Genomic DNA, 19,686 nt, shown 5'->3' with positions numbered 1-19,686 from the left:
CGGCCGCTCGACGTGGTCCGCGCCCACCTGGCCGTCGCGGCGGCCTGGGCCGGCATCGACCCCGCGGTGGCCCGCGGCCAGCTCGACGAGGCACAGAGCCTGCTGCGAGGACGCGGGGCGCACGGCTATCTGGACCACGCGGCCGACCTGGCCACGAGTGCGCCGGCCCAGTCGGCCGACGCCCGGCTGGCCAAGCTGAGCAGCCGCGAGCGGGAGATCTCGGTGCTGGTCAGCGACGGTTGCACGAACCAGCAGATCGCTCGCGCCCTGCGGCTCAGTCACAAGACCGTGGAGACCCATCTCGGCCGGATCTTCAAGAAGCTCGACGTCGGTTCGCGGGCCCAGGTCGCCACCTCGATCGGCCGGGCGGCCAGGTTCACCGACGCGCGGTTCGCCGGTCGGCCGGTGCCGGTCGGCGCGTCAGATCAGATCGCGTAGCAGCTCGCTGGCTCCCGCCGCGATCGTGCCCGCCGAGGCGTCGCGGTAGAGCCGGGCCGCCGTGGACTCGTCCAGGCACCCCTGCGCCCCGTGGAATTGGAGACAGACGTGAGCAGCCCGCACCGCGAGCTCGGTCGCCTTGAGTTTGAGCACGGTCGCCGTCCGGCTGTCCAGCTCACCGCGGCTGTGCAGCAGGGCCGCGTGCCGGCCGTACTGGGTGACCAGTTCGTGGTCGGCCGTGAGCTCGGCGAACGCGTGGCGGACGACCTGGTGCCCGTACAGCGGCGTGTCCTTGACCCGGCGCCGGCGCAGGTGCGCGTTCAACAGTTCCAGGCAGTGGGCGACACCGCCGACCGCGAGGAGACCGGCGGCCAGACGCTCGAAGTCCAAGGCGCTGATCACGTGCATCAGCGCACGGTCGCGGCGGCCCAGCACCCGGTCCTCGGGAACGGCGACGTCCTCGAAGACGACCTTGCAGATGTCGGCGGAGCGCCAGCCGAGCATCCGCTGCCCGGTGCGGTGCACCCCCGGGGTGTCGGCGTCGATCAGCAGCAGGCTCGCGCCGGACAGGCCCCGGCCCTGGGGGGCCGCCGACTCCTCCCGGGTCCTGACGAGCGCGACGAAGAACGACGCCTGCGAGCCGTTGGCGACGTACAGCTTCTCGCCGTCGACCAGCAGACCGCCGCCGTCGCGGGGGCGCGCCCGGGTCGCGAGCCCGCTGAGGTCCGAACCCGCAGCCGCCTCGGTGATGGCGAGGGCCGCGAGGCGCTCGCCGCGCCGGGCCGGCTCCAGGTAGGCCTCTTTCTGCGCGGGGGTGCCGAACAGGTCGAGGTACGAGGTGGCCATGTAGGCGTGCACGCCGACACTGGCGCGGATGCCCGCATAGCCGGTGCGGCCCAGTTCTTCGAGAAGGATCGCGCTTTCGAGGAACGCCTCGCCCCGGTGACCGCGGGCGAGCAGTCCCTCCTGCGCGAGGGCCTTCCACGCGGCGGGGTCCAGGTGGCCCTGCTCCTCCGACCGGTCGGCGCAGGGGAGCACCGCGTCCCGCAGGACCTCGCGCACCCGCGTACGGAACTGCTGGTGCCGGGGGGTCTCCCAGGAGGCGCGGGTCATGTCGCACCGCTCAGGGTGTGCTCCGTCACCAGGGCCTGCCGGTCCACCTTGCCCGTCCCGGACAGCGGGAGGGAGTCACGCAAGTGGATCGCCTTGGGAACCATGTAACCCGGCAGATGGACGCCGAGGAACTCCGTGATCTCCTGCACCGTGCACCCTTCGTCGCGCGGCACCGCGAACGCGATGAGCGTCTTCTCCCCGGCGCCGTTCTCGCCGACCGCCACGTGGCTGAACCGGACACCGGGGTGCCGGTCCAAGTGGTGGGCGATCTCGCTGAGTTCGATCCGGAATCCGTTGATCTTCACCTGGTCGTCCACGCGGCCTTCGAAGACGACCTCGCCGTCCGCACGCAGACGCCCGTGGTCGCCGGTGCGGTACAGGCGTTCGCGTACCCCGTCGATCTCGCACTCCACGAAGTGGCCGCGGGCCGCGTCGCGCGCGTCGAGGTAACCGGGGGACAGCCCGGGTCCGGCCAGGCAGATCTCGCCGGTCCGGCCGGGCGGGCACAGCGCATCGCCGTCCACCACGTACAGCCGGGTGTTCTGCAGGGGGCGCCCGATCGGGAGGTCCCCCACGGACTCCGGCAGCCCGTCCAGGTCGAGCGGGCTGTAGGTGGCGAACGTCGTGCACTCGGTCGGGCCGTAGACGTTGACGACCTTGCCGGGGCCGTAGCGGGTCACCGCCTTGCGCAGGTGCCGCATCGAGTGCAACTCGCCGCCGGTCAGGACGGTTTCGACCTGGTCCAGGGCGGCCGGTCCCTCGTCCACCACGGTGTTGAACAGCGCGGTGGTCAGGAAGACGACGGTCACGCCGTGCGCGGCGACGGTTCTCCTGAGCTCGGAGAGACGGATCCGCTGCGAGGGATACAGCACGCACGTACCGCCGTGCAGCAGTGCGCCCCAGATCTCGAACGTCGCCGCGTCGAAGTACACCGGGGCGAGCTGAAGGATCCTGGACCGCTCGCCGAGCCGGGCGTAGCGGGCGTGGAAGACCAGGCGGGCGATGCTCCGGTGCCGGATCGGCACACCCTTGGGCCGACCGGTGGAGCCGGAGGTGAAGTTGACGTACGCGAGGTCGTCCGGCCGCGTACGCAGCTCGGGATCCGCCTCGACGGGCGGGGCGTCCGGCGTGAGGACGTCCAGTCCGGGAAAGCGGCCGGCGACCGCCTCGGGTGCGTCGGTCACGAGGTGGGCGGCGCCGGTCTGCGCGAGGACCGAGCGAAGCCGCTCGGCCGGCCACGCGAGGTCCACCGGCACGTAGTGGCCACCGCACTTGAGGACGCCGAGTATCGCGGCGATCAGCTCGGGCGAGCGGGCGACGCCGATCACGACGGCGGCGCCGGGGGCCACGCCGCGCCGTCGCAGCGCCGCGGCGATCCCGTTCGCCGCCCGGTTCAGATCGCGGTAGGTGATCACCCGGTCCCGGTGGATGAGCGCGGTCGCTTCGGGCAGCCGGGCGGCCACCTCCTCGAACAGCTCCTTGACGCCCCGGTCGTCCGGGTAGGGCACGGTGGTCCGGTTGATCCGCCGGTGCACGGCGAGCGCCACGTCGCCGCCGGTCAGCCTCTCCATGCCGAACTCCCGTCAGTCCAGGACCGGGGATCGGTCCAGGCTCGCCCGGATCGTCGCGGCGATCTCCCGCAGCGTGCTGCGCTCGAAGAGGTCGTCGGGCGTGAGCGAGTCCTCGCCGAACCGGTCCTCGGCCTTGGCGATGAGCCGTACCGCGGTCAGCGAGTTGCCGCCGCCGCCGAAGAAGTCGTCGCCGACTTCGTCCACCAGCAGCCCCAGCTCCCGGCAGGTGTCCAGGACCCAGGACTCGATCTCTGTGCTGGCCATCGGGACGGCCTCCTATCGCGTGACGAAGGGACGACCGGTGACGGTCCGGTCGACGAAGCGGTTGTGTCCGTACCCGTCCTTGCCGGCGACCAGGACGTTGCCGAACTTGTCCAGGCTGGCCTCGCCGCCGAACTCCACCAGCGCGTCGGAGTACGGGTAGACGCGGACGGACGTCGGCAGGTAGCGCGCCGCGAAGCCGAGCCGCATCTGGTCGGTCAGGCCGCTGTGCGGGTGCGAGGCGTGCATGAGCGTCGACCAGAAGACGATGCACTGGCCCTTGCGCATCTCCATCGACACGGCCTTGGACTCGTCCGGGCTCCAATTCGGGTCCTTCTGGAGCTGCCGGTAGTCATAGCCGAAGAATCCGCGCCTTACTCCGCCCTTCTCCTTTTTGTTGATGGAATCCGCGTCGTATTCCATCACCTTGGACTCGTCGTAGTTCATCGTCTTGTGCGAGCCCGGAATGAACTGCAGGCAGCCGTTTTCCACGGTGGCGTCGGTGAAGGCCGTCCACACGGTGATGGTGCCGCCGAACTCCGCGTCCTCGGGCCACACGATCTGCGGGTACTTCGAGCCGGCGACGTTGGAGAAGTTGTCCGCCTGGTGCCAGTCGGTCCCCTCGTCACCCGGGTACTTGGGGAAGAACTCGGTGCGCCAGCAGAGTGCGTCGGCACCGACCAGGCTCGTCACGGGCCCCACGATCTGCGGCTTCGTGATGTGGTCGGCCAGGAAATCGACGTCCAGGTGGCGGTCGTAGTTGGCCAGGTTCGTGGTACCGGAGACGGCCCCGCTCTGCTGGTAGATCGACGTCTTCGTGTTGATCAGCTTGGGCCGCAGGGCCTGCAGGCTTCTGTCCATCTCCTCCGGCTCGTACACGTCGAACGGGCCGATGAATCCGTTCTGATTGAACTGCTCGATTTGAGCGTCCGAAAGTGCGAAATCCGATATCTGCTGAGCCATGACCCACCTTTTACTAGGAGGTTTCATCTCGCCTCCAATAGGTGACCATGCCGCCGACTTGACTGTCAAGACAGATTATGGTTCCGAATTCGGAACGCCGGGCGCGAACCATTGAGGGTTCCTTTTTCGGAACGGAAAGGAATGTAGGCAAGATGACCGAACTATTCGCCGTGGAGGTCGGACGGCGCGTCAGGAGACTGCGCCGGCTGTACGGCCTGTCGCTGTCGGAACTGGCCCAGCGTGCGTCGATCGGCAAGGCGACGCTGTCGGGGCTGGAGACGGGAACCCGCAACCCGACCCTCGAGACCCTCTACGCCATCTCCACGCAGCTCAACCTCCCGCTGACCGTCCTGCTCGCCGATCCCGATCCGGCCGAGCGCCCCGAGGAGATCCACGGCACCGCGGTCTCCGCCACGCTCCTGGAGACGTTCACCGACCAGGAGGTCACCTCGGAGCTGTACCGGATCCGCATCCGGCCGGGCATCACCCAGGTCTCCCCGCCCCACCAGAGCGGCGTCACCGAGCACTTGACCGTCTTCGCGGGCAGCGCTCGCGTGGGGCCCGCGACGAAGCCGATCGTCGTCCCGGCCGGCAGTCACGCCCACTGGCCCGCCGACATCCCGCACATCTACACCACGGACAACGGCGTCGAGGTGCACGCGTCCCTCACCATCCGCCACCGCGGCCCCGTGCCGGCCGTGACCTTCCCGCCGTCCGTCGCTCTCGGCCGCCAGGGGGCGTCATGAACCCGCAGCATCCGCAAGCGGCGAGACAACCGCACCACACGCAGGCCGACGCCCCGAGAGGAGACGACTCGATGGAATCGACGGACTCGATGGAATCGCTGAACTCACTGGACTCGTTGAACTCACTGGACTCGTTGGAGAAGCAACGGGTGAAGCAAGCGGTCTGCACCTGCCGGCCGGGAGCGACGATATGGCTGACCGGCCTGCCCAGCGCCGGCAAGACCACCCTCGCCCGCGCGCTGGCCGGAAGGCTGCGCGCCGGGGCACGTCGCGTCGAGGTGCTGGACGGTGACGAGATGCGCTCGACGCTCTGCGCGGACCTGGGGTTCAGCCGCGCCGACCGCCGGGTCAACGTCCAGCGCCTGGGGCTGCTGGCCGAGGTGCTGGCCCGCAACGGCGTCACCGCCCTGGTACCGGTGATCGCGCCCTACGCGGCCGACCGGGAGGCCGTCCGCAGGCGCCACGAGAGCAGCGGCGTCCCCTTCCTGGAGGTGCACGTCGCCACCCCGGTCGAGGTGTGCGCCGAACGCGACGTGAAGGGGCTGTACGCCCGGCAGGCGGCCGGGGAGATCACCGGCCTGACCGGGGTGGACGACCCCTACGAGGTGCCTGACCTGCCCGACCTGCGGATCGAGACGCACACCCGCGGCGTACAGGAGTGCGCGGCGACGCTGCACGCGCTGCTGACCGAAAGGGGACTGTCATGACGACGGCCGCCGCCCCCGGCGCTGCCCAGGAGCACGGGACCGTCCAGGAACACGGGACCGTCCAGGAACACGGGATCCGCCCGCGCCACGAGAACGCTGCGAGGCCCGTCCGCGACAGTCCCCGCGCGCTGAGTCACCTGGACGCGCTGGAGTCGGAGGCGGTGCACATCTTCCGTGAGGTGGCGGGGGAGTTCGAGCGGCCGGTGATCCTCTTCTCCGGCGGCAAGGACTCGATCGTCATGCTGCATCTGGCGCTGAAGTCGTTCACGCCGGCCCCGTTGCCGTTCGCCCTCCTGCACGTGGACACGGGACACAACTTCCCCGAGGTCCTTGAGTGCCGTGACCGTGTGGTGGCCGAACATGGCCTCACGCTCCATGTGGCCTGCGTACAGGACTACATCGACCGCGGGGTGCTGCGCGAACGCCCCGACGGGACCCGCAATCCGCTGCAGACCGTGCCGCTGACCGAGAAGATCCAGAGCGAGAAGTTCGACGCGGTCTTCGGCGGCGGCCGACGGGACGAGGAGAAGGCCCGCGCCAAGGAGCGCGTGTTCAGCCTCCGCGACGAGTTCTCCCAGTGGGACCCGCGGCGCCAGCGCCCCGAGCTGTGGCAGCTCTACAACGGCCGCCACGCACCCGGCGAGCACGTCCGCGTCTTCCCGCTGTCCAACTGGACCGAGCTGGACGTGTGGCAGTACATCGCCCGCGAGAACATCGAACTGCCGCAGATCTACTACGCGCACCGGCGCGAGGTGTTCGACCGGGGCGGCATGTGGCTGACGGCGGGCGCATGGGGCGGCCCCAAGGACACCGAGGCGGTCGAGAAGCGCCAGGTGCGCTACCGCACCGTCGGCGACATGTCCTGCACCGGCGCCGTCGACTCCGACGCCGACACCGTCGAGAAGGTCATCGCAGAGATCGCCGCGTCCCGGCTCACCGAGCGCGGTGCCACCCGCGCCGACGACAAGATGTCCGAGGCCGCCATGGAAGACCGCAAGCGCGAAGGGTACTTCTAGACATGTCCACTTCCTCTGTCACCGAGGTCGGCACGCTGCGCTTCGCCACGGCCGGTTCCGTCGACGACGGCAAGTCCACGCTCGTGGGCCGCCTCCTGCACGACTCCAAGTCGGTCCTCGCCGACCAGTTGGAGGCCGTCGAGCACGTCTCCCGCGGCCGCGGCCAGGACGCCCCGGACCTCGCGCTGCTCACCGACGGGCTGCGCGCCGAGCGCGAGCAGGGCATCACCATCGATGTCGCGTACCGCTACTTCGCCACGTCACGGCGCCGTTTCGTCCTGGCCGACACACCCGGCCACGTGCAGTACACCCGCAACATGGTGACGGGCGCGTCCACGGCGGAGCTGACGATCATCCTGATCGACGCGCGCAACGGTGTCGTCGAACAGACCCGCCGGCACGCCGCGATCGCCGCGCTGCTGCGCGTCCCGCACGTCGTCCTCGCCGTGAACAAGATGGACCTCGTCGACTTCTCGGAGTCCGTCTTCTGCGCGCTCACGAACGAATTCACCTCCTACGCACGGCAGTTGGGCATCCAGGAGATCACCTCCATCCCGGTCTCCGCGCTCACCGGCGACAACGTGGTGGAGCCCTCGCGGAACATGGCCTGGTACGACGGCCCGACCGTCCTGGAGCACCTGGAGACCGTCTCCGTCGGCGACCGCCCGGACGACCGACCCGCGCGCGTGCCGGTGCAGTACGTCATCCGGCCCCGGACCGCCGAGCACCGCGACTACCGCGGCTATGCCGGGCAGATCACCTCCGGCGTCGTACGCGTCGGCGATCCGGTGGCCGTGCTGCCCACGGGCCGCACCAGCACCGTCGAGGCGATCGACCTGCTCGGCGAGGCCGTGCAGAGCGCGTGGGCACCGCAGTCGGTGACCGTCCGGCTCCGGGACGACATCGACGTCTCACGCGGTGACATGATCGTGCCCACCGACGCGGCGCCCGCGGTCACCCGCAAGGTCGGCGCCCTCGTCTGCCACGTCGCCGACCGCCCCCTCACCGTCGGGCGGCGGGTCCTGCTCAAGCACACCACCCGCACGGTCACGGCGGTCGTGGACGCGATCCCCTCCCGGCTCGCCCTGGACGACCTGTCCCACCACGCGAGCCCCGGCCAGTTGACGGCCAACGACATCGGCAGGGTCCTGCTGCGCACCGCCGAGCCCCTCGCGCTCGACCTGTACGCCGACTCCCGCCGCACGGGATCCTTCCTCCTGATCGACCCCACCGACGGCACCACGCTCACGGCTTGCATGGCGGACGGCATCGGGTGACCGGCCCGGGGCGGACGTCCGTGGGCGGACGTCCGCGTGCGGTCGGCCTCCTACCGGCCCGAAAGCCCGGCGCCCCGCTACGGGACGGCCACCGCAACCGCACGACGCCGCGAGCTTGTTCAGCGACCGGAGCGACTCAAGCGACTCGGCCGGAGAACTCACCTGTACGACAAGTCGGCCGGATCCGGGCCGTCTGCTGGACGTCCGCTCAAGGATCGGTCCCGGCCCCGCGGAGAAACCGGGCCCCCCGCCGCGGCAACGGTCACTGTGTGCGCGTGTGCGCGCCCGCCGTCCGGCCCTCGGGGCCCGGGCGGCCGGTGGCATGCGTTCCTGCCGACCCCCCACTCGATGGAAGTGCGGTTTCCTGTGGCTACCTTCCTGTACAAACTCGGCCGTTTCGCCTTCCGGCGACGCGGCCTCGTCACCCTGCTGTGGGTGCTCGTCGTCTGCGGCGTCGGTGCCGCGGCCTCGTCCGCCCCCACGCCTCCCACCGAGCAGTTCTCGATGCCGGGCACCGAGTCGCAGAAGGCGTTCGACCTGCTCGAGAAGAAGTTCCCGGACGCCGCCGCCGACGGCGCCACGGCCCGCGTGGTGCTCCGCGCACCGCAGGGCAAGAAGATCACCGACGAGAAGGCTGCGATCGGCACGCTCGTCGGCGCACTCGGCAAGGCGCCCCAAGTGGCGGGCGTCGCCGATCCGTTCACCGCGCGCTCGATCAGCAAGGACGGCCGCACCGCCTATGCCGTGGTGACGTACGAGGTCACCGCACCCGATGTCACCGACGCGGCGCACGACGCCTTCACCAAGGCGACCGACCGGGCCCGCGAGGGCGGTCTGACCGTGGAGGCGGGCGGTGACGCGGTCCCGGTCGACGCTGCCATGTCCGGCGCCGGTGAGCAGATCGGCGTCCTCATCTCGGCCGTCGTCCTGCTGCTCACCTTCGGCTCGCTGATCGCCGCCGGCATGCCGCTGCTCACCGCGCTCATCGGGGTCGGTGTCGGCACGTCGGCCATCGCCGCGCTCGGCTCCACGCTCGGGCTGTCCGCCACGACGTCGACGCTGGCGATGATGATCGGCCTCGCGGTCGGCATCGACTACGCCCTCTTCGTCGTCTCCCGCTACCGCGCCGAGATCTCCGAGGGCCGCACTCCGCAGGAGGCCGCGGGCCGCGCGACCGGCACCGCCGGTTCGGCCGTCGTCTTCGCCGGGCTCACGGTCATCATCGCGCTGGCCGGCCTGGCGGTCGTCGACATCCCGGTCCTCACCAAGATGGGCCTCGCCGCGGCGGGTACGGTCGCCGTCGCCGTACTGATCGCCGTCACCTTCGTGCCCGCCCTGCTCGGCTTCGCGCCGCGCCGGGTGCTACGGGTCGCGGACCGCCGCCTCGTCCAGGTCAAGAAGCCGCTGTCGGCGCGCAAGCTGGCCAGGTCGCAGAAGAAGGCCGAGAAGCTGGCCGCCCGCACCGGGCCGAACCTGTCCGCCCGTTGGGCCGCCTTCGTGGTGCGCCGTCCGCTCGGTGTGCTGCTCCTCGCGGTCGTCGGCCTCGGCGCGCTCGCGCTGCCCGCCACCAAGCTGGAGCTCGGGCTGCCCGGCGAGGGCACGATGGCGACCGACACCACCCAGCGCAAGGCCTACGACCTGCTGTCCGACTCCTTCGGTCCCGGCTTCAACGGCCCGCTGACGCTGACCGTCGAGGGCAAGGACGCCACCGCGGCGGGCAACGAGGTCGGCGCGGCGCTCCGCAAGAGCGCGGGCGTCGACTCGGTCTCCCGGGCCACCGCCAACAAGGCGGGCGACACCGCGCTGCTCACCATCGTCCCGAGGACCGGTCCGACCGACGCCAGGACGGAACGGCTCGTCAAGGACATTCGCGCGCGGGCCACGTCGCTCGGGGCGTCCGCGGGTGCCGACGAGATCCTGGTGACCGGCCAGACCGCGCTGTTCATCGACTTCTCGCAGACCCTGTCCGACGCCCTGCTGCCCTACCTGGCGCTGGTGGTCGGCCTGGCCTTCCTGCTGCTGCTCCTGGTGTTCCGCTCGGTCCTGGTCCCGCTGAAGGCGGCGCTCGGTTTCCTGCTCTCGGTGAGCGCGGCGCTCGGCTCGGTCGTCGCGGTGTTCCAGTGGGGCTGGGCCGCCGACGTGTTCGGCATCAAGCAGCCCGGTCCGATCATGACGACGATGCCGATCTTCATGATCGGCGTGGTCTTCGGGCTCGCCATGGACTACGAGGTCTTCCTGGTCACGCGGATGCGTGAGGCGTACGTCCACGGCGCCGCGGCCAGGGAGGCCGTCGTCACCGGCTTCCGGCACAGCGGCCGCGTCGTCGCCGCCGCCGCGCTCATCATGATCAGCGTCTTCTCGGGCTTCGTCGTCGAGGTGAACGACCTGGTCAAGATGATGGGCTTCGGCCTCGCCTCGGCCGTCCTGTTCGACGCCTTCGTGGTCCGCATGGTGATCGTGCCCGCCGTGCACTCGCTGCTCGGCAACGCCGCCTGGTGGCTGCCGGCGTGGCTCGACCGGCTGCTGCCGAACATGGACGTCGAGGGCGAGAAGCTGCAGCGGCGGCTGCAGGCCGCAGCGGCCTCCGTCCCGCCCAGCAGGCCGCAGGAGCACGAACAGGACCTCGTGCACTGAGCGACGAACGGCCCGGCACCACCTGGTTCAGGTGGTGCCGGGCCGTTCGTGTGCGGCGGTCGTTCCCGCGGGCGGCCGCTTCGGCCGCGGTGCTGCTACTTCGGGGGCGCGGTGCTGCTACTTCGGGTCGCTGTTGAACTGCGCCTTGGACCAGGCGTAGCCGAGGACGGCCAGGCCCACGCACCACACGAGGGCGATCCACCAGTTGTTGCCGATCTCCGTGCCGAGGAGGAGTCCGCGCAGGGTCTCGATGGCGGGGGTGAAGGGCTGGTACTCGGCGATCGGCTGGAACCAGCCCGGCATGCTGTGCAGCGGGACGAAGGCGCTGGAGATGAGCGGCAGCAGGATCAGCGGCTGCGCACTGTTCGCGGCCGCCTCGGCGTTGGGGCTGCCGAGGCCCATGCCGACCGCGATCCAGGTGAACGCCGTGGCGAACAGGACGAGCAGGCCGAACGCCGCCAGCCATTCCAGGACCGAGGCGTCCGAGGAGCGGAAGCCCATGGCGACGCCGATGGCCCCGACGAAGACCACGCTGAGGACGGTCTGCAGGACGCTGCCGACGACATGGCCGAACAGGATGGAACTGCGGTGGATGGCCATCGTGCGGAAGCGGGCGATGATGCCCTCGCTCATGTCGGTGGAGACCGAGACGGCGGTGCCGATGACGGTGGAGCCGACGGTCATGAGCATGATGCCGGGCACGAGGTAGGCGATGTAGGCGGAGCGGCCCGCCCCGCCGCTCATGGTGTCGCCGAAGATGTAGACGAACAGCAGCATCAGCATGACCGGCGTGAGCAGCAGGTTCAGCGTCAGTGACGGATAGCGGCGCGCGTGCAGGAAGTTGCGGCGCAGCATCGTGTTCGAGTCGCGCACGGCGAGGGAGAGGGAACTCATCGGACAGCCTCCTTCGGCTGGTTCACGTGGCTCGGCCCGGACGGGTCCGACGGGTCCGGCTCCTCGGCCCGGTCCGGCTGGCCGGGCACGCCGGTGGTGCCGGTCAGGGCGAAGAACACGTCGTCGAGGTCGGGGGTGTGCACGGTCAGTTCGTCGGCCTCGATACCGGCCGCGTCCAGCTGGTCGAGGACGGCGCGCAGCTCGCGCTGGGTGCCGCCGCTGGGGATCTGCAGCGACAACGCCTCGTCGTCGCGGGTCACTTCGCGCAGCGCGCCCGCGGCCGACTGGTAGACGGCCGGGTCGGAGAAGCGCAGTCGTACGTGCCCGCCCGGGATCAGCCGCTTGAGTTCCTCGGCGGTGCCTTCGGCGGCGATCTTCCCGTCGTTCAACACCGCGATCCGGTCGGCGAGTTCGTCGGCCTCCTCCAGGTACTGCGTGGTGAGGAAGACCGTCACCCCCTCGGACACGAGGCCGCGGATGATCTGCCACATGGTGTGCCGGGAGCGCGGGTCCAGGCCGGTGGTCGGCTCGTCGAGGAAGATGATCCGCGGGCTGCCGACCAGCGTCATGGCGATGTCGAGGCGGCGCTTCATGCCGCCGGAGTAGGTGGACGCCGGCTTCTTCGACGCCTCCACCAGGTCGAAACGCTCCAGGAGTTCGGCGGTGACCCGGCGCCCCTCGGCCTTGGACAGGTGGTGCAGGTCCGCCATGAGGAGCATGTTCTCCTCACCCGTGATCAGCCCGTCCACCGCGGAGAACTGCCCGGTGACGCCGATCACGGCGCGAGCGGCCTGCGCCTGGGTGGCCAGGTCGTGGCCGCCGATGCGGATCTCACCGGCAGCGGGATCCGGGGAGATCAGCGTGGAGAGGATCTTCACGGCGGTGGTCTTGCCCGCGCCGTTCGGGCCGAGCAGGGCGAAGACCGTGCCTTCCGGCACCGTCAGATCGACGCCGTCGAGAACCGTCTTGTCTCCGTAGGACTTGCGCAGCCCGTGAGCCGCGATGGCCAGGTTCAACATGAGAGGTACTCCGTTTCGGGATCGTCAGAGGCTGCGGGCGTTGATCTCGCCGTGAGCGGTGGTCGCGTGGACGGTCAGGTCGGGCGTGCCGTCGGAGTTCTTCAGGGCGTTGTGGATCCGGCCGTGGCCGGTGCCGGCGTCCAGCGAGGCGGAGACGCCGCGGGCGGCACTGACGGTGATGTTGCCCATCTGCGTGCTCAGCGTGAGGGTGCCGCGGGTGGCCTCGGCGATGTTCAGGTTGCCTCGTTGCGTGCTGATGTCGCCGGAGCCGTTGAGCCGGCCGACGGTGATGTCGGCGTCGAGTCCGGTGAGGCGGGCGTTGTCCGCCTCGTCGACCTTGACCAGGCCGTGGCCGCCGTCGAAGGCGATGTCGCCGAGCCGTCCCACACCGCGGAACTCGGCGGCGGCGGCCTTCGCCTCGACGCGGGAACCGGCGGGGAGTTGGACGGTGACCTCGATGGATCCGGACGAGCCGAGGATGCGGTTCGAGGGCTCCGGGGCCTGGACGCGCAGGACTCCGTCGGCGAAGGCGACCGTGGTGCGTTCGGCGGCCTTCACGTCGCGGGACTTGCCGGCGTTGACGGGCCGGACCTCGACCGTCGTGTCGCCCCGGTCGGCAGCGATGAGCTGGATGCGGCCGGCCGGAACGTCGAGAACGGCCAGGACGGCGGCGGGGGTGTCGAACTTCTGCATGGTGCACTCCTTCTCCGGTCCGCGCGCCCCTCCGGCCCGCCGTTTCCGATGACAGAAACGCTACGTTGCATTCATGGATTCGACAACACTCACGTTGCACAAGAAGGCACTAATTGCAGGCCAGAGCTGTAAAAGTGTTGCAATGGTTGCCAAGATAACGCAACGGAGGCACGTCGTTGCGTTGCAATGAAATGGAGGTGAACGCTATACACGCCGTCGCGGGTGGGCTCGGCCGTGCTGCCGGACGCCTCGGGCCGTCGTGGACCGGGCACGGACCCGCGCCGCACGCCGCCGCGTCCCGTCCGGCTTGGTCATGCCGCTACGGCACCACCTGTCGCCGCGCGGCGGGCCGCCATGGAGCGTGTGGCGAAAGTCCCGGGGCCCGCCCTCGAGGCGGACGGCGGGACTTTCACCACACGCTTCAGGAGGCCCGGTCGTGCGTCCGCGCGCGCGGCGCCTCGTGGCCGTGGTCGTGCTCGGCCCGCGCCGTCTCCAGAAGCAGGCGCCACGAGGTGACGGTCGGCCGTCGGCGCAGCAGTGCACGCCGCTCCCGCTCGGTCAGGCCGCCCCAGACGCCGTGCTCGATGCGCTGGTCCAACGCGTGGGACAGGCATTCGGTCCTGACCGGGCAGGCGGAGCAGATCCGCTTGGCGGCGACCTGCGCGGCGCCCTCGACGAACAGCGTCTCGGGGTCTGCCGTCCGGCACTCCGCTCGCTCCCACCAGGTATCCCGACTGTCCGTCACGGTCCCACCCCTTGATCGTCTCTGGTGTCTCATTGCAGTCGGCGGGTGACAGTACGCCACATACCCGAGGTCAGGCAGCCCCTCACCAGAGGTTGAACAGTGCGTTGCCTCAGTCCACCGCGGTTTCCCCGCGCAGCAGTTGCAACGGGAACGCCCGTGCCATCGCCGCCATGCCCGCGTCGTTGGGGTGCAGGCCGTCGCCGCCGTTGTACGCGGGCAGGAGCCGGGCGGGGTGGTCGGGATCGCGGACCGCGGCGTCGAAGTCGACGACGCCGTCGAACGCGCCGCTCGTGCGGATCCAGTCGTTGACGGCCTGCCGGACCGACTCCCGCTGCGGCGTGTAGTAGCCGAGGGTGTCGCCCTCGAAGGGCAGTATCGTCGCGCCGAACACCTGCAGGCCGTGCTCGTGGGAGCGCTGGATCAACTGCTGGTATCCGGCGATGAGTTCGGGCGCGGCCACCTCCTCGGAGGCGGGCGCGACCAGCCCCGGCGACCCGAGGTCGTTGACGCCGAGGTGCACGGTGACGGCACGTGCGCCGGGCTGGCCGAGCACGTCCCGGTCGAACCTCTTCAGGCCGCTCTCGCCGAAGTACGCGGCGAAGGACTCCGCGGGCGTACCCGGGACCGGGTTCGGGTCGCGCAGCAGGCGGTTGCCGGCGATGCCCGCGTTCACGACGCCGGTGGCGGCCAACTCCGCGTCCCCGCGCAGCCGTTCGGCGAGCAGGTCGGGCCAGCGGCGGTTGGCGTCCACGGTCGTGTGCTCGCCGTCGGTGATGGAGTCGCCGAGCGTCACCAGGGCCGCGTCCGCGGTGCCGTCGCCGTCGACGGCGACGCCGGACAGGAAGTGCCAGGCCGTCGCGGTCGCGGCCGGTGTCAGATCGGACTTGCCGGCCACGTCGCCGTCCGCGACGAAGGTGCTCTGGAACGCCGCCGAGTGCACGGTGTCGGCGGGTGTGCTCTGCGGCAGGTACAGGCTGATGACGAGGTCGCCGCCCGCGGTGGTGGGCAGTTCGACCGGATCGCTCCAGCGCTGTGCTCCCGGCGCGAGGGTCGTCGACGGGCTGCCGTCGAAACGCAGTTCGCGGTCCGTGGCGGCGTCGACGGCGGTCGCGGGGCCGCCCGCCGCGGGGCGCGCGGCGTGGGCCTCGCCGATCGCCAGGGGCGTCGTACCGAACTCGTTGGTGAAGCGCACGCGGACGCTGTGCCCCGCGACGGACAGGTGCACCTTCTGCCGCAGCGTCTGGTCCTCGTAGACCGTGGTGTCGACGGCCGGTGCGGCGGTGGGCGGGGCCGCCCAGGTGCCGACGAAGGCACCGGTGGCGGCGTGTGCGGCGGGCACCGGCGCGAGCAGGGGGACGAGGGCCGTGAGGGGCAGGCTCAGCAGCGCCGATATGCGTCTGCGCATGGGGCGTTCGTACCTTTCACAAGGATCGGCGGAAATGGCTGGTCGCATTCATTCCTCGGGCAACGGCACACGGTCCGTGACCGGAAAAGAACGACGTCGAGAGGGAAGGGAGAAACGAGTCAGAACAACTACAGGCGCACTTGAGGATCGCCGCACCTTTTCACACGAGGAGTTCACTGCCGTCCGGCAGGACTTCCGCGCCGGACTTTCGCAGCATTGCCTGCTCGGAAGAGGCCGGATCGACGAGCGGATTGGTGTTGTTGAGGTGGGTGTAGATCCGGCGCAGGCCCGAATGGCGGGCGAGGGCGGCGAGACTGCCGCCGGGGCCGGCCACGGGCAGGTGGCCCATGAGCGGCTGCCCGGCGTCCTCGCGGCGCACGGCCGTCCCCAGTTCGTCGGCGCCGAAGAACGTGCCGTCCAGCAGCGCGCACGACGCCGAGGACAGCAGGTCGTCGAACCCGTCCGGCCAGGCCGCCAGGCAGGGGGCGTAGAGCAGCGCCCCGCCGGTCGCCGCGTCCTCGATGCGGTACGCCACCACCCAGGGCGCGTCCGGGTCGGGTCCGACCGCGTACTTGGGCGGCTTGGCGCTGACGGGGTGGGCGGTGACGGACAGCCCGCCGGCCAGGGCGAAGCCGCCGGGGACGGTACTGTCCCGCCACTGCCACGGCGCGTAGCGGTCCAGCAGGCCGCGCAGCGGCAGGTCGGCGGTGAGCGCGTCGCGTACCGGGGGCGCCGCGTGCACGGTCAGGCCGGTGCCACCGCGCAGGACGGTCAGGCCCAGGGCGTGGTCGACCTCGGCGTCGGTGAGCAGCACGCCGCGCACGGGGGTGTCGCGCGGGCCGGGTCCCGGCGCCAGGGCAGGCGTGGCGAGCAGCTGGGTGCGGATGTCGGGCGAGGCGTTGAGCAGCCACCAGTCGCTCCCGTTGCCGCTGACGGCGACGGACTCCTGGGAGCGCGCGGGAAGTTCGCCGCGGTGACAGCGGGCGCACAGCGCGCAGGCGCAGTTCCACTGCGGGAAGCCGCCGCCTGCCGCGGTGCCGAGCAGGATCACCTCCATGTCGCCGCCGGGACGCGCGGGACGAATGCCGGAGCCGGGCCGTCGGTGACCTCCGCGAGCGCCGCGTCGACCAGCCCGCGGTGCGGGGAGAGCCCGCAGGCCGGGTCGGTGGCGGCGGCGTCGCCGGTGAGCTGGAACGCCTGGCAGCGGCAGCCGCCGTGGTCGGTGTGGCGCTCCGGGCAGGTGCCGCACGGGCCGCTCATCCAGCCGGTGCCGCGGTAGGCGTTGAAGGACCGGGAGGCGTACCAGATCTCCGCCAGCGGGCGGCGCAGCACGTTCTCCGTCGGCAGGGTGGTGAGGGCGTACGCCGCCGGGCACGGCAGCACGTCGCCGGTGGGGGTGACGGTCAGCTGGGTGCTGCCCCAGCCGTCCATGCACGGCTTGGGCCGGTCGTCGTAGTAGTCGGCGGCCACGTAGACCAGTTCGGGGCCGCCCGCGTGCGCGGCGCGGGCGCGCCGCACGGCCTCGCGGGCGGCGGCGAGCTGGTCCGCGGTGGGCATCAGGGCAGCCCGGTTGCGCAGCCCCCAGCCGTAGTACTGGGTGTTGGCCAGCTCGATACGGTCGGCGCCCAGGCCGACGGCGAGGTCCACGATCCGCTCGACCCGGTCGATGTTCCTGCGGTGCAGGACGACGTTGACGGTGAGCGGCAGTCCGGCGCCGGTGACGGCCTCGGCGGCCTTGAGCTTGGCGGCGTGCACCCGGGCTCCGGCTACCTCGTCGCCGCGCTGCGCGTCGGCGTCCTGGAGCGAGAGCTGGACGTGGTCGACGCCGCGCCGCGCGAGGTCCCGCGCACGGTCGGCGGTCAGTCCCACGCCGCTGGTGACCAGGTTGACGTAGGCGCCGAGCCCGCGGGCGTGAGCGACGAGGTCCGGCAGGTCGGGGCGGGCCAGCGGCTCGCCGCCGGAGAAGTGCATCTGCACGACGCCCAGTTCACGGGCCTGGGTGAGGATGTCCCGCCACTGCTCGCGGGTCAGCTCCTCGGAACGGGCCGCGAGTTCGAGGGGGTTGGAGCAGTAGGGGCAGTGCAGGGGGCAGCGGTGGGTCAGCTCGATCAGCATGCCCAGCGGTGCGCGGACGGCCGGCTCAGACATCGAGGTCGACCACCCGGCGCTCCGCGAGGCGCAGCAGCAGCTCGCAGACGTCGTCGGTGCGCACGCCCTCGTAGTCCTGGGCGAGGCGCTCGACGATGGTGGCGACGCTGGAGGCGCCGTCGCAGTGGGTGAGGACCGCCGCCGCGGTGTCGTTGAGGACCACGACGCGCTCGGGCAGCAGGGCCAGCTCGCCGCGCGCGGGATCGCTGGTGAGACGTACTCCGGGCCGCAGGCGCGGCACGGTGGGCTCGGGCAGGGTGGTCATGTCCGCGGTGCTCCGTTTCCCGTGTGGTAGTCGAGTGAGTCCAGGACGGCGCTCAGCACCTGGCACTTGAACGCCAGCGCCCGTACGCAGGCCTCCTGCTGCTCCCGGGTGACGGCGTGCCGGGCCACCAGGTCGAGCAGCGAGCGGCCCTCGGGGCCGACGACCTCGATGCGCGCGGTGAAGTAGGCGAATCCGTCCTCCGCGATCCACGGGTAGTGCTCCCGCAGCCGGCCCAGGCGGTGGGCGAGCAGCCCCGGCGAGAACAGCTCGGTCAGTCCCGACGCGGCCGCCTCCAGCCAGGGGCGGCGGCGGGCGAAGTCGACGTAGGCGTCGACGGCGAAGCGCGTGCCCGCAAGGACGAGGCGCTCGTCGAGCACCTCGTCCCTGCGCAGCCCGACCGCCTCACCCAGACGCAGCCATTTCTCCGCACCGCCGTCGGAGGCGTCCGTGCCGTCGTGGTAGACGATCCGGGACAGCCATTGCCGCCGCACCTCGGGCAGCGGGCAGTTGGCCACGATCGCGGCGTCCTTCTGGGGCAGGCACCGCTGGTAGTACCAGCGGTTCGCGGCCCACAGCCGCAGCTCGTCCTTGTCCAGCAGACCGTCGTGCATCCGCTGGTGGAAAGGGTGCCGGTCCCAGTACGACGACTCCGGGGAATGGAGTGCCTGCCGGAATTCGGCCTCGCTCCAGGGGGCGTCCACCTCGTGCGTCACGGACTTCGCCATGCCTGCGTCCTTTCCTGCGGTGGTGGGTCAGTCGCGGGTGAAGTAGGCGGTGACTTCCATGCCGGTGTCGAAGGAAACGAAATCGGGACGGTGCCATGCCGCCTTGGTGCGGGGTTCCTTGTCGGTACTGCGCATGCGACGCTCCTTTTCACAGAACTGTGTTTTTCTGAATGAGCGAGGGAGACACTAACGATGCACGAGAAGGGACTGCAATGTTCGGGGCTGGTGTGCGACTCAAGGTTTTGTCCGGTGCCGCTTGAGGGTGAAATTCCTTGCCCGCGGCGGCAGTTGGCGCGTGGTGCGATTCCCCGGGTGTCGACTTCCTCTTCTGGTACGGTGCAACGCGGATGGTGTACCCGAAGGAGAGGCAGCCGTGGTGATCGCGGGTGACGACGACATCACCGGGTGATACCCGGATGTCGACTGCCACCGCTGCGTACCTCAGGTGCGTGGCCGCGTGGCCGTACCCCCACGTGCTCTGACCACCGTTCCTCGGGCGCCTCTCGGGGCGCCCGCATCATCTGCGAGGCATGCGCATATGTCCGACGCCAGCATCGTCTGCTCGAACCTGTCCTTCTCCTGGCCCGACGGCACCCCCGTGTTCCACGACCTGTCCTGGACGGTGGGCGACGGCCGCACCGGTCTGGTCGCGCCGAACGGGGCGGGCAAGTCCACCCTGCTCAAGCTGATCGCGGGCGAACTGAGCCCGAACCGCGGCTCCGTGACCGTCAAGGGCCTGCTCGGCTATCTCCCCCAGACCCTGCCGCTGACCGGTGACATGACCGTGGCCGAGGTGCTCGGCATCGCTCCGGTCGTCGAGGCGCTGGACGCCATCGCGGCCGGCGACGTGGACGAGCGGCACTTCGCCACGGTCGGCGACGACTGGGACATCGAGGAACGCAGCCGGGCCCAGCTCGACCGCCTGGGTCTCGACGGCGTCCCCTTGGCCCAGCGGCTGCACGCGCTCAGCGGCGGTCAGGTCGTCTCCCTCGGCCTCGCGACCCAGCTGATCAGGCAGCCCGACGTGCTGCTGCTCGACGAACCGACCAACAACCTCGACCTCGAC

At 70.9% G+C, this 19,686-nt stretch carries 21 protein-coding genes; 7 read left to right on the top strand and 14 right to left on the bottom strand.

All coding sequences use genetic code 11. The features are described from left to right. Window positions 1–438: LuxR C-terminal-related transcriptional regulator (locus G3I40_RS24540; RefSeq protein ID WP_164304283.1), on the top strand; the 438-nt coding region annotated here is incomplete at its 5' end. On the opposite strand, the gene G3I40_RS24535 is transcribed toward G3I40_RS24540, so the two are convergent. The 4 genes from G3I40_RS24535 to G3I40_RS24520 are packed head-to-tail and all read right to left on the bottom strand — an operon-like array spanning window position 421 to window position 4,346. Further along, on the bottom strand, window positions 421–1,551 hold the full coding sequence (locus G3I40_RS24535) for an acyl-CoA dehydrogenase family protein (RefSeq protein ID WP_164304282.1): 1,131 nt from the start codon (window positions 1,549–1,551) through the stop codon (window positions 421–423). The genes G3I40_RS24540 and G3I40_RS24535 overlap by 18 nt on opposite strands. Further along, window positions 1,548–3,122 (bottom strand): amino acid adenylation domain-containing protein, encoded by a 1,575-nt coding sequence (locus tag G3I40_RS24530; RefSeq protein ID WP_164304281.1) that lies wholly within the window; start codon window positions 3,120–3,122, stop codon window positions 1,548–1,550. Before G3I40_RS24530 ends, G3I40_RS24535 begins: the two co-directional genes overlap by 4 nt. A gap of 12 nt (window positions 3,123–3,134) precedes the next feature. Then, window positions 3,135–3,386, bottom strand: a complete 252-nt coding sequence (locus G3I40_RS24525) for a phosphopantetheine-binding protein (RefSeq protein WP_164304280.1) — start codon at window positions 3,384–3,386, stop codon at window positions 3,135–3,137. 12 nt (window positions 3,387–3,398) lie between these two features. After that, window positions 3,399–4,346, bottom strand: a complete 948-nt coding sequence (locus tag G3I40_RS24520; protein ID WP_203644724.1) for a chlorinating enzyme — start codon at window positions 4,344–4,346, stop codon at window positions 3,399–3,401. A 152-nt stretch (window positions 4,347–4,498) separates the two neighbouring features. Here G3I40_RS24520 and G3I40_RS24515 point away from each other — a divergent pair, with 152 nt between their 5' ends. From G3I40_RS24515 to G3I40_RS24495, 5 genes are all read left to right on the top strand, one after another. After that, complete coding sequence (locus tag G3I40_RS24515) at window positions 4,499–5,092, top strand: helix-turn-helix domain-containing protein (RefSeq protein WP_164304279.1); 594 nt, start codon at window positions 4,499–4,501, stop codon at window positions 5,090–5,092. A gap of 71 nt (window positions 5,093–5,163) precedes the next feature. Further along, on the top strand, window positions 5,164–5,799 hold the full coding sequence (gene cysC, locus G3I40_RS24510) for an adenylyl-sulfate kinase (protein WP_239091919.1): 636 nt from the start codon (window positions 5,164–5,166) through the stop codon (window positions 5,797–5,799). Continuing rightward, a complete protein-coding gene (gene cysD, locus G3I40_RS24505) occupies window positions 5,796–6,815 on the top strand; it encodes a sulfate adenylyltransferase subunit CysD (protein ID WP_239091918.1) in 1,020 nt (339 codons plus the stop codon). Before cysC ends, cysD begins: the two co-directional genes overlap by 4 nt. A gap of 2 nt (window positions 6,816–6,817) precedes the next feature. Next, window positions 6,818–8,092, top strand: a complete 1,275-nt coding sequence (locus G3I40_RS24500) for a GTP-binding protein (protein WP_164304278.1) — start codon at window positions 6,818–6,820, stop codon at window positions 8,090–8,092. Window positions 8,093–8,458: 366 nt separating this feature from the next. Beyond that, entirely contained in the window at window positions 8,459–10,726 is a 2,268-nt protein-coding gene (locus tag G3I40_RS24495; protein ID WP_164304277.1) for an MMPL family transporter, read from the top strand. A gap of 117 nt (window positions 10,727–10,843) precedes the next feature. On the opposite strand, the gene G3I40_RS24490 is transcribed toward G3I40_RS24495, so the two are convergent. The 10 genes from G3I40_RS24490 to pqqA all read right to left on the bottom strand — a co-directional run bounded on the left by G3I40_RS24490 (window position 10,844) and on the right by pqqA (window position 18,755). Beyond that, window positions 10,844–11,620, bottom strand: coding sequence for an ABC transporter permease (locus G3I40_RS24490; protein ID WP_164304276.1), 777 nt, complete (start codon window positions 11,618–11,620; stop codon window positions 10,844–10,846). Then, window positions 11,617–12,639: an ATP-binding cassette domain-containing protein gene (locus tag G3I40_RS24485; RefSeq protein ID WP_164304275.1), complete on the bottom strand. Its 1,023-nt coding sequence runs from the start codon at window positions 12,637–12,639 to the stop codon at window positions 11,617–11,619. The genes G3I40_RS24490 and G3I40_RS24485 overlap by 4 nt, the downstream gene beginning before the upstream one ends. Before the next feature lie 24 nt (window positions 12,640–12,663). Next, a complete protein-coding gene (locus G3I40_RS24480) occupies window positions 12,664–13,332 on the bottom strand; it encodes a DUF4097 family beta strand repeat-containing protein (protein ID WP_164304274.1) in 669 nt (222 codons plus the stop codon). Between the two features lie 421 nt (window positions 13,333–13,753). Next, entirely contained in the window at window positions 13,754–14,077 is a 324-nt protein-coding gene (locus G3I40_RS24475) for a WhiB family transcriptional regulator (protein WP_343245011.1), read from the bottom strand. Window positions 14,078–14,186: 109 nt separating this feature from the next. Beyond that, window positions 14,187–15,482 carry an SGNH/GDSL hydrolase family protein gene (locus G3I40_RS47965; protein WP_275410220.1) on the bottom strand — a complete coding sequence of 432 codons (1,296 nt, stop codon included), beginning with the start codon at window positions 15,480–15,482 and terminating at the stop codon, window positions 14,187–14,189. Window positions 15,483–15,642: 160 nt separating this feature from the next. Further along, entirely contained in the window at window positions 15,643–16,539 is an 897-nt protein-coding gene (gene pqqB, locus G3I40_RS24465) for a pyrroloquinoline quinone biosynthesis protein PqqB (RefSeq protein ID WP_164304271.1), read from the bottom strand. Beyond that, the gene (pqqE, locus tag G3I40_RS24460) at window positions 16,530–17,630 is read right to left on the bottom strand and encodes a pyrroloquinoline quinone biosynthesis protein PqqE (RefSeq protein WP_164304270.1); all 1,101 of its coding nucleotides are present in this window, start codon (window positions 17,628–17,630) and stop codon (window positions 16,530–16,532) included. Before pqqE ends, pqqB begins: the two co-directional genes overlap by 10 nt. Beyond that, complete coding sequence (pqqD, locus tag G3I40_RS24455) at window positions 17,623–17,895, bottom strand: pyrroloquinoline quinone biosynthesis peptide chaperone PqqD (protein ID WP_164304269.1); 273 nt, start codon at window positions 17,893–17,895, stop codon at window positions 17,623–17,625. The genes pqqE and pqqD overlap by 8 nt, the downstream gene beginning before the upstream one ends. Beyond that, window positions 17,892–18,620 (bottom strand): pyrroloquinoline-quinone synthase PqqC, encoded by a 729-nt coding sequence (pqqC, locus tag G3I40_RS24450; protein ID WP_164304268.1) that lies wholly within the window; start codon window positions 18,618–18,620, stop codon window positions 17,892–17,894. Before pqqC ends, pqqD begins: the two co-directional genes overlap by 4 nt. 27 nt (window positions 18,621–18,647) lie before the next feature. Beyond that, window positions 18,648–18,755, bottom strand: a complete 108-nt coding sequence (pqqA, locus tag G3I40_RS24445; protein ID WP_164304267.1) for a pyrroloquinoline quinone precursor peptide PqqA — start codon at window positions 18,753–18,755, stop codon at window positions 18,648–18,650. A 403-nt stretch (window positions 18,756–19,158) separates the two neighbouring features. On the opposite strand from pqqA, the gene G3I40_RS24440 reads away from it, so the two are divergent. Then, window positions 19,159–19,686, top strand: a 528-nt coding sequence (locus tag G3I40_RS24440; protein ID WP_164304266.1) for an ATP-binding cassette domain-containing protein, incomplete at its 3' end; no start/stop codon positions are given.

It is taken from the genome of Streptomyces sp. SID14478 (assembly GCF_010548525.1).
Lineage (GTDB): Bacteria > Actinomycetota > Actinomycetes > Streptomycetales > Streptomycetaceae > Streptomyces.
Note: the sequence above shows the minus strand (reverse complement) of the source record. Positions and strands in the feature narration are given on the sequence as shown.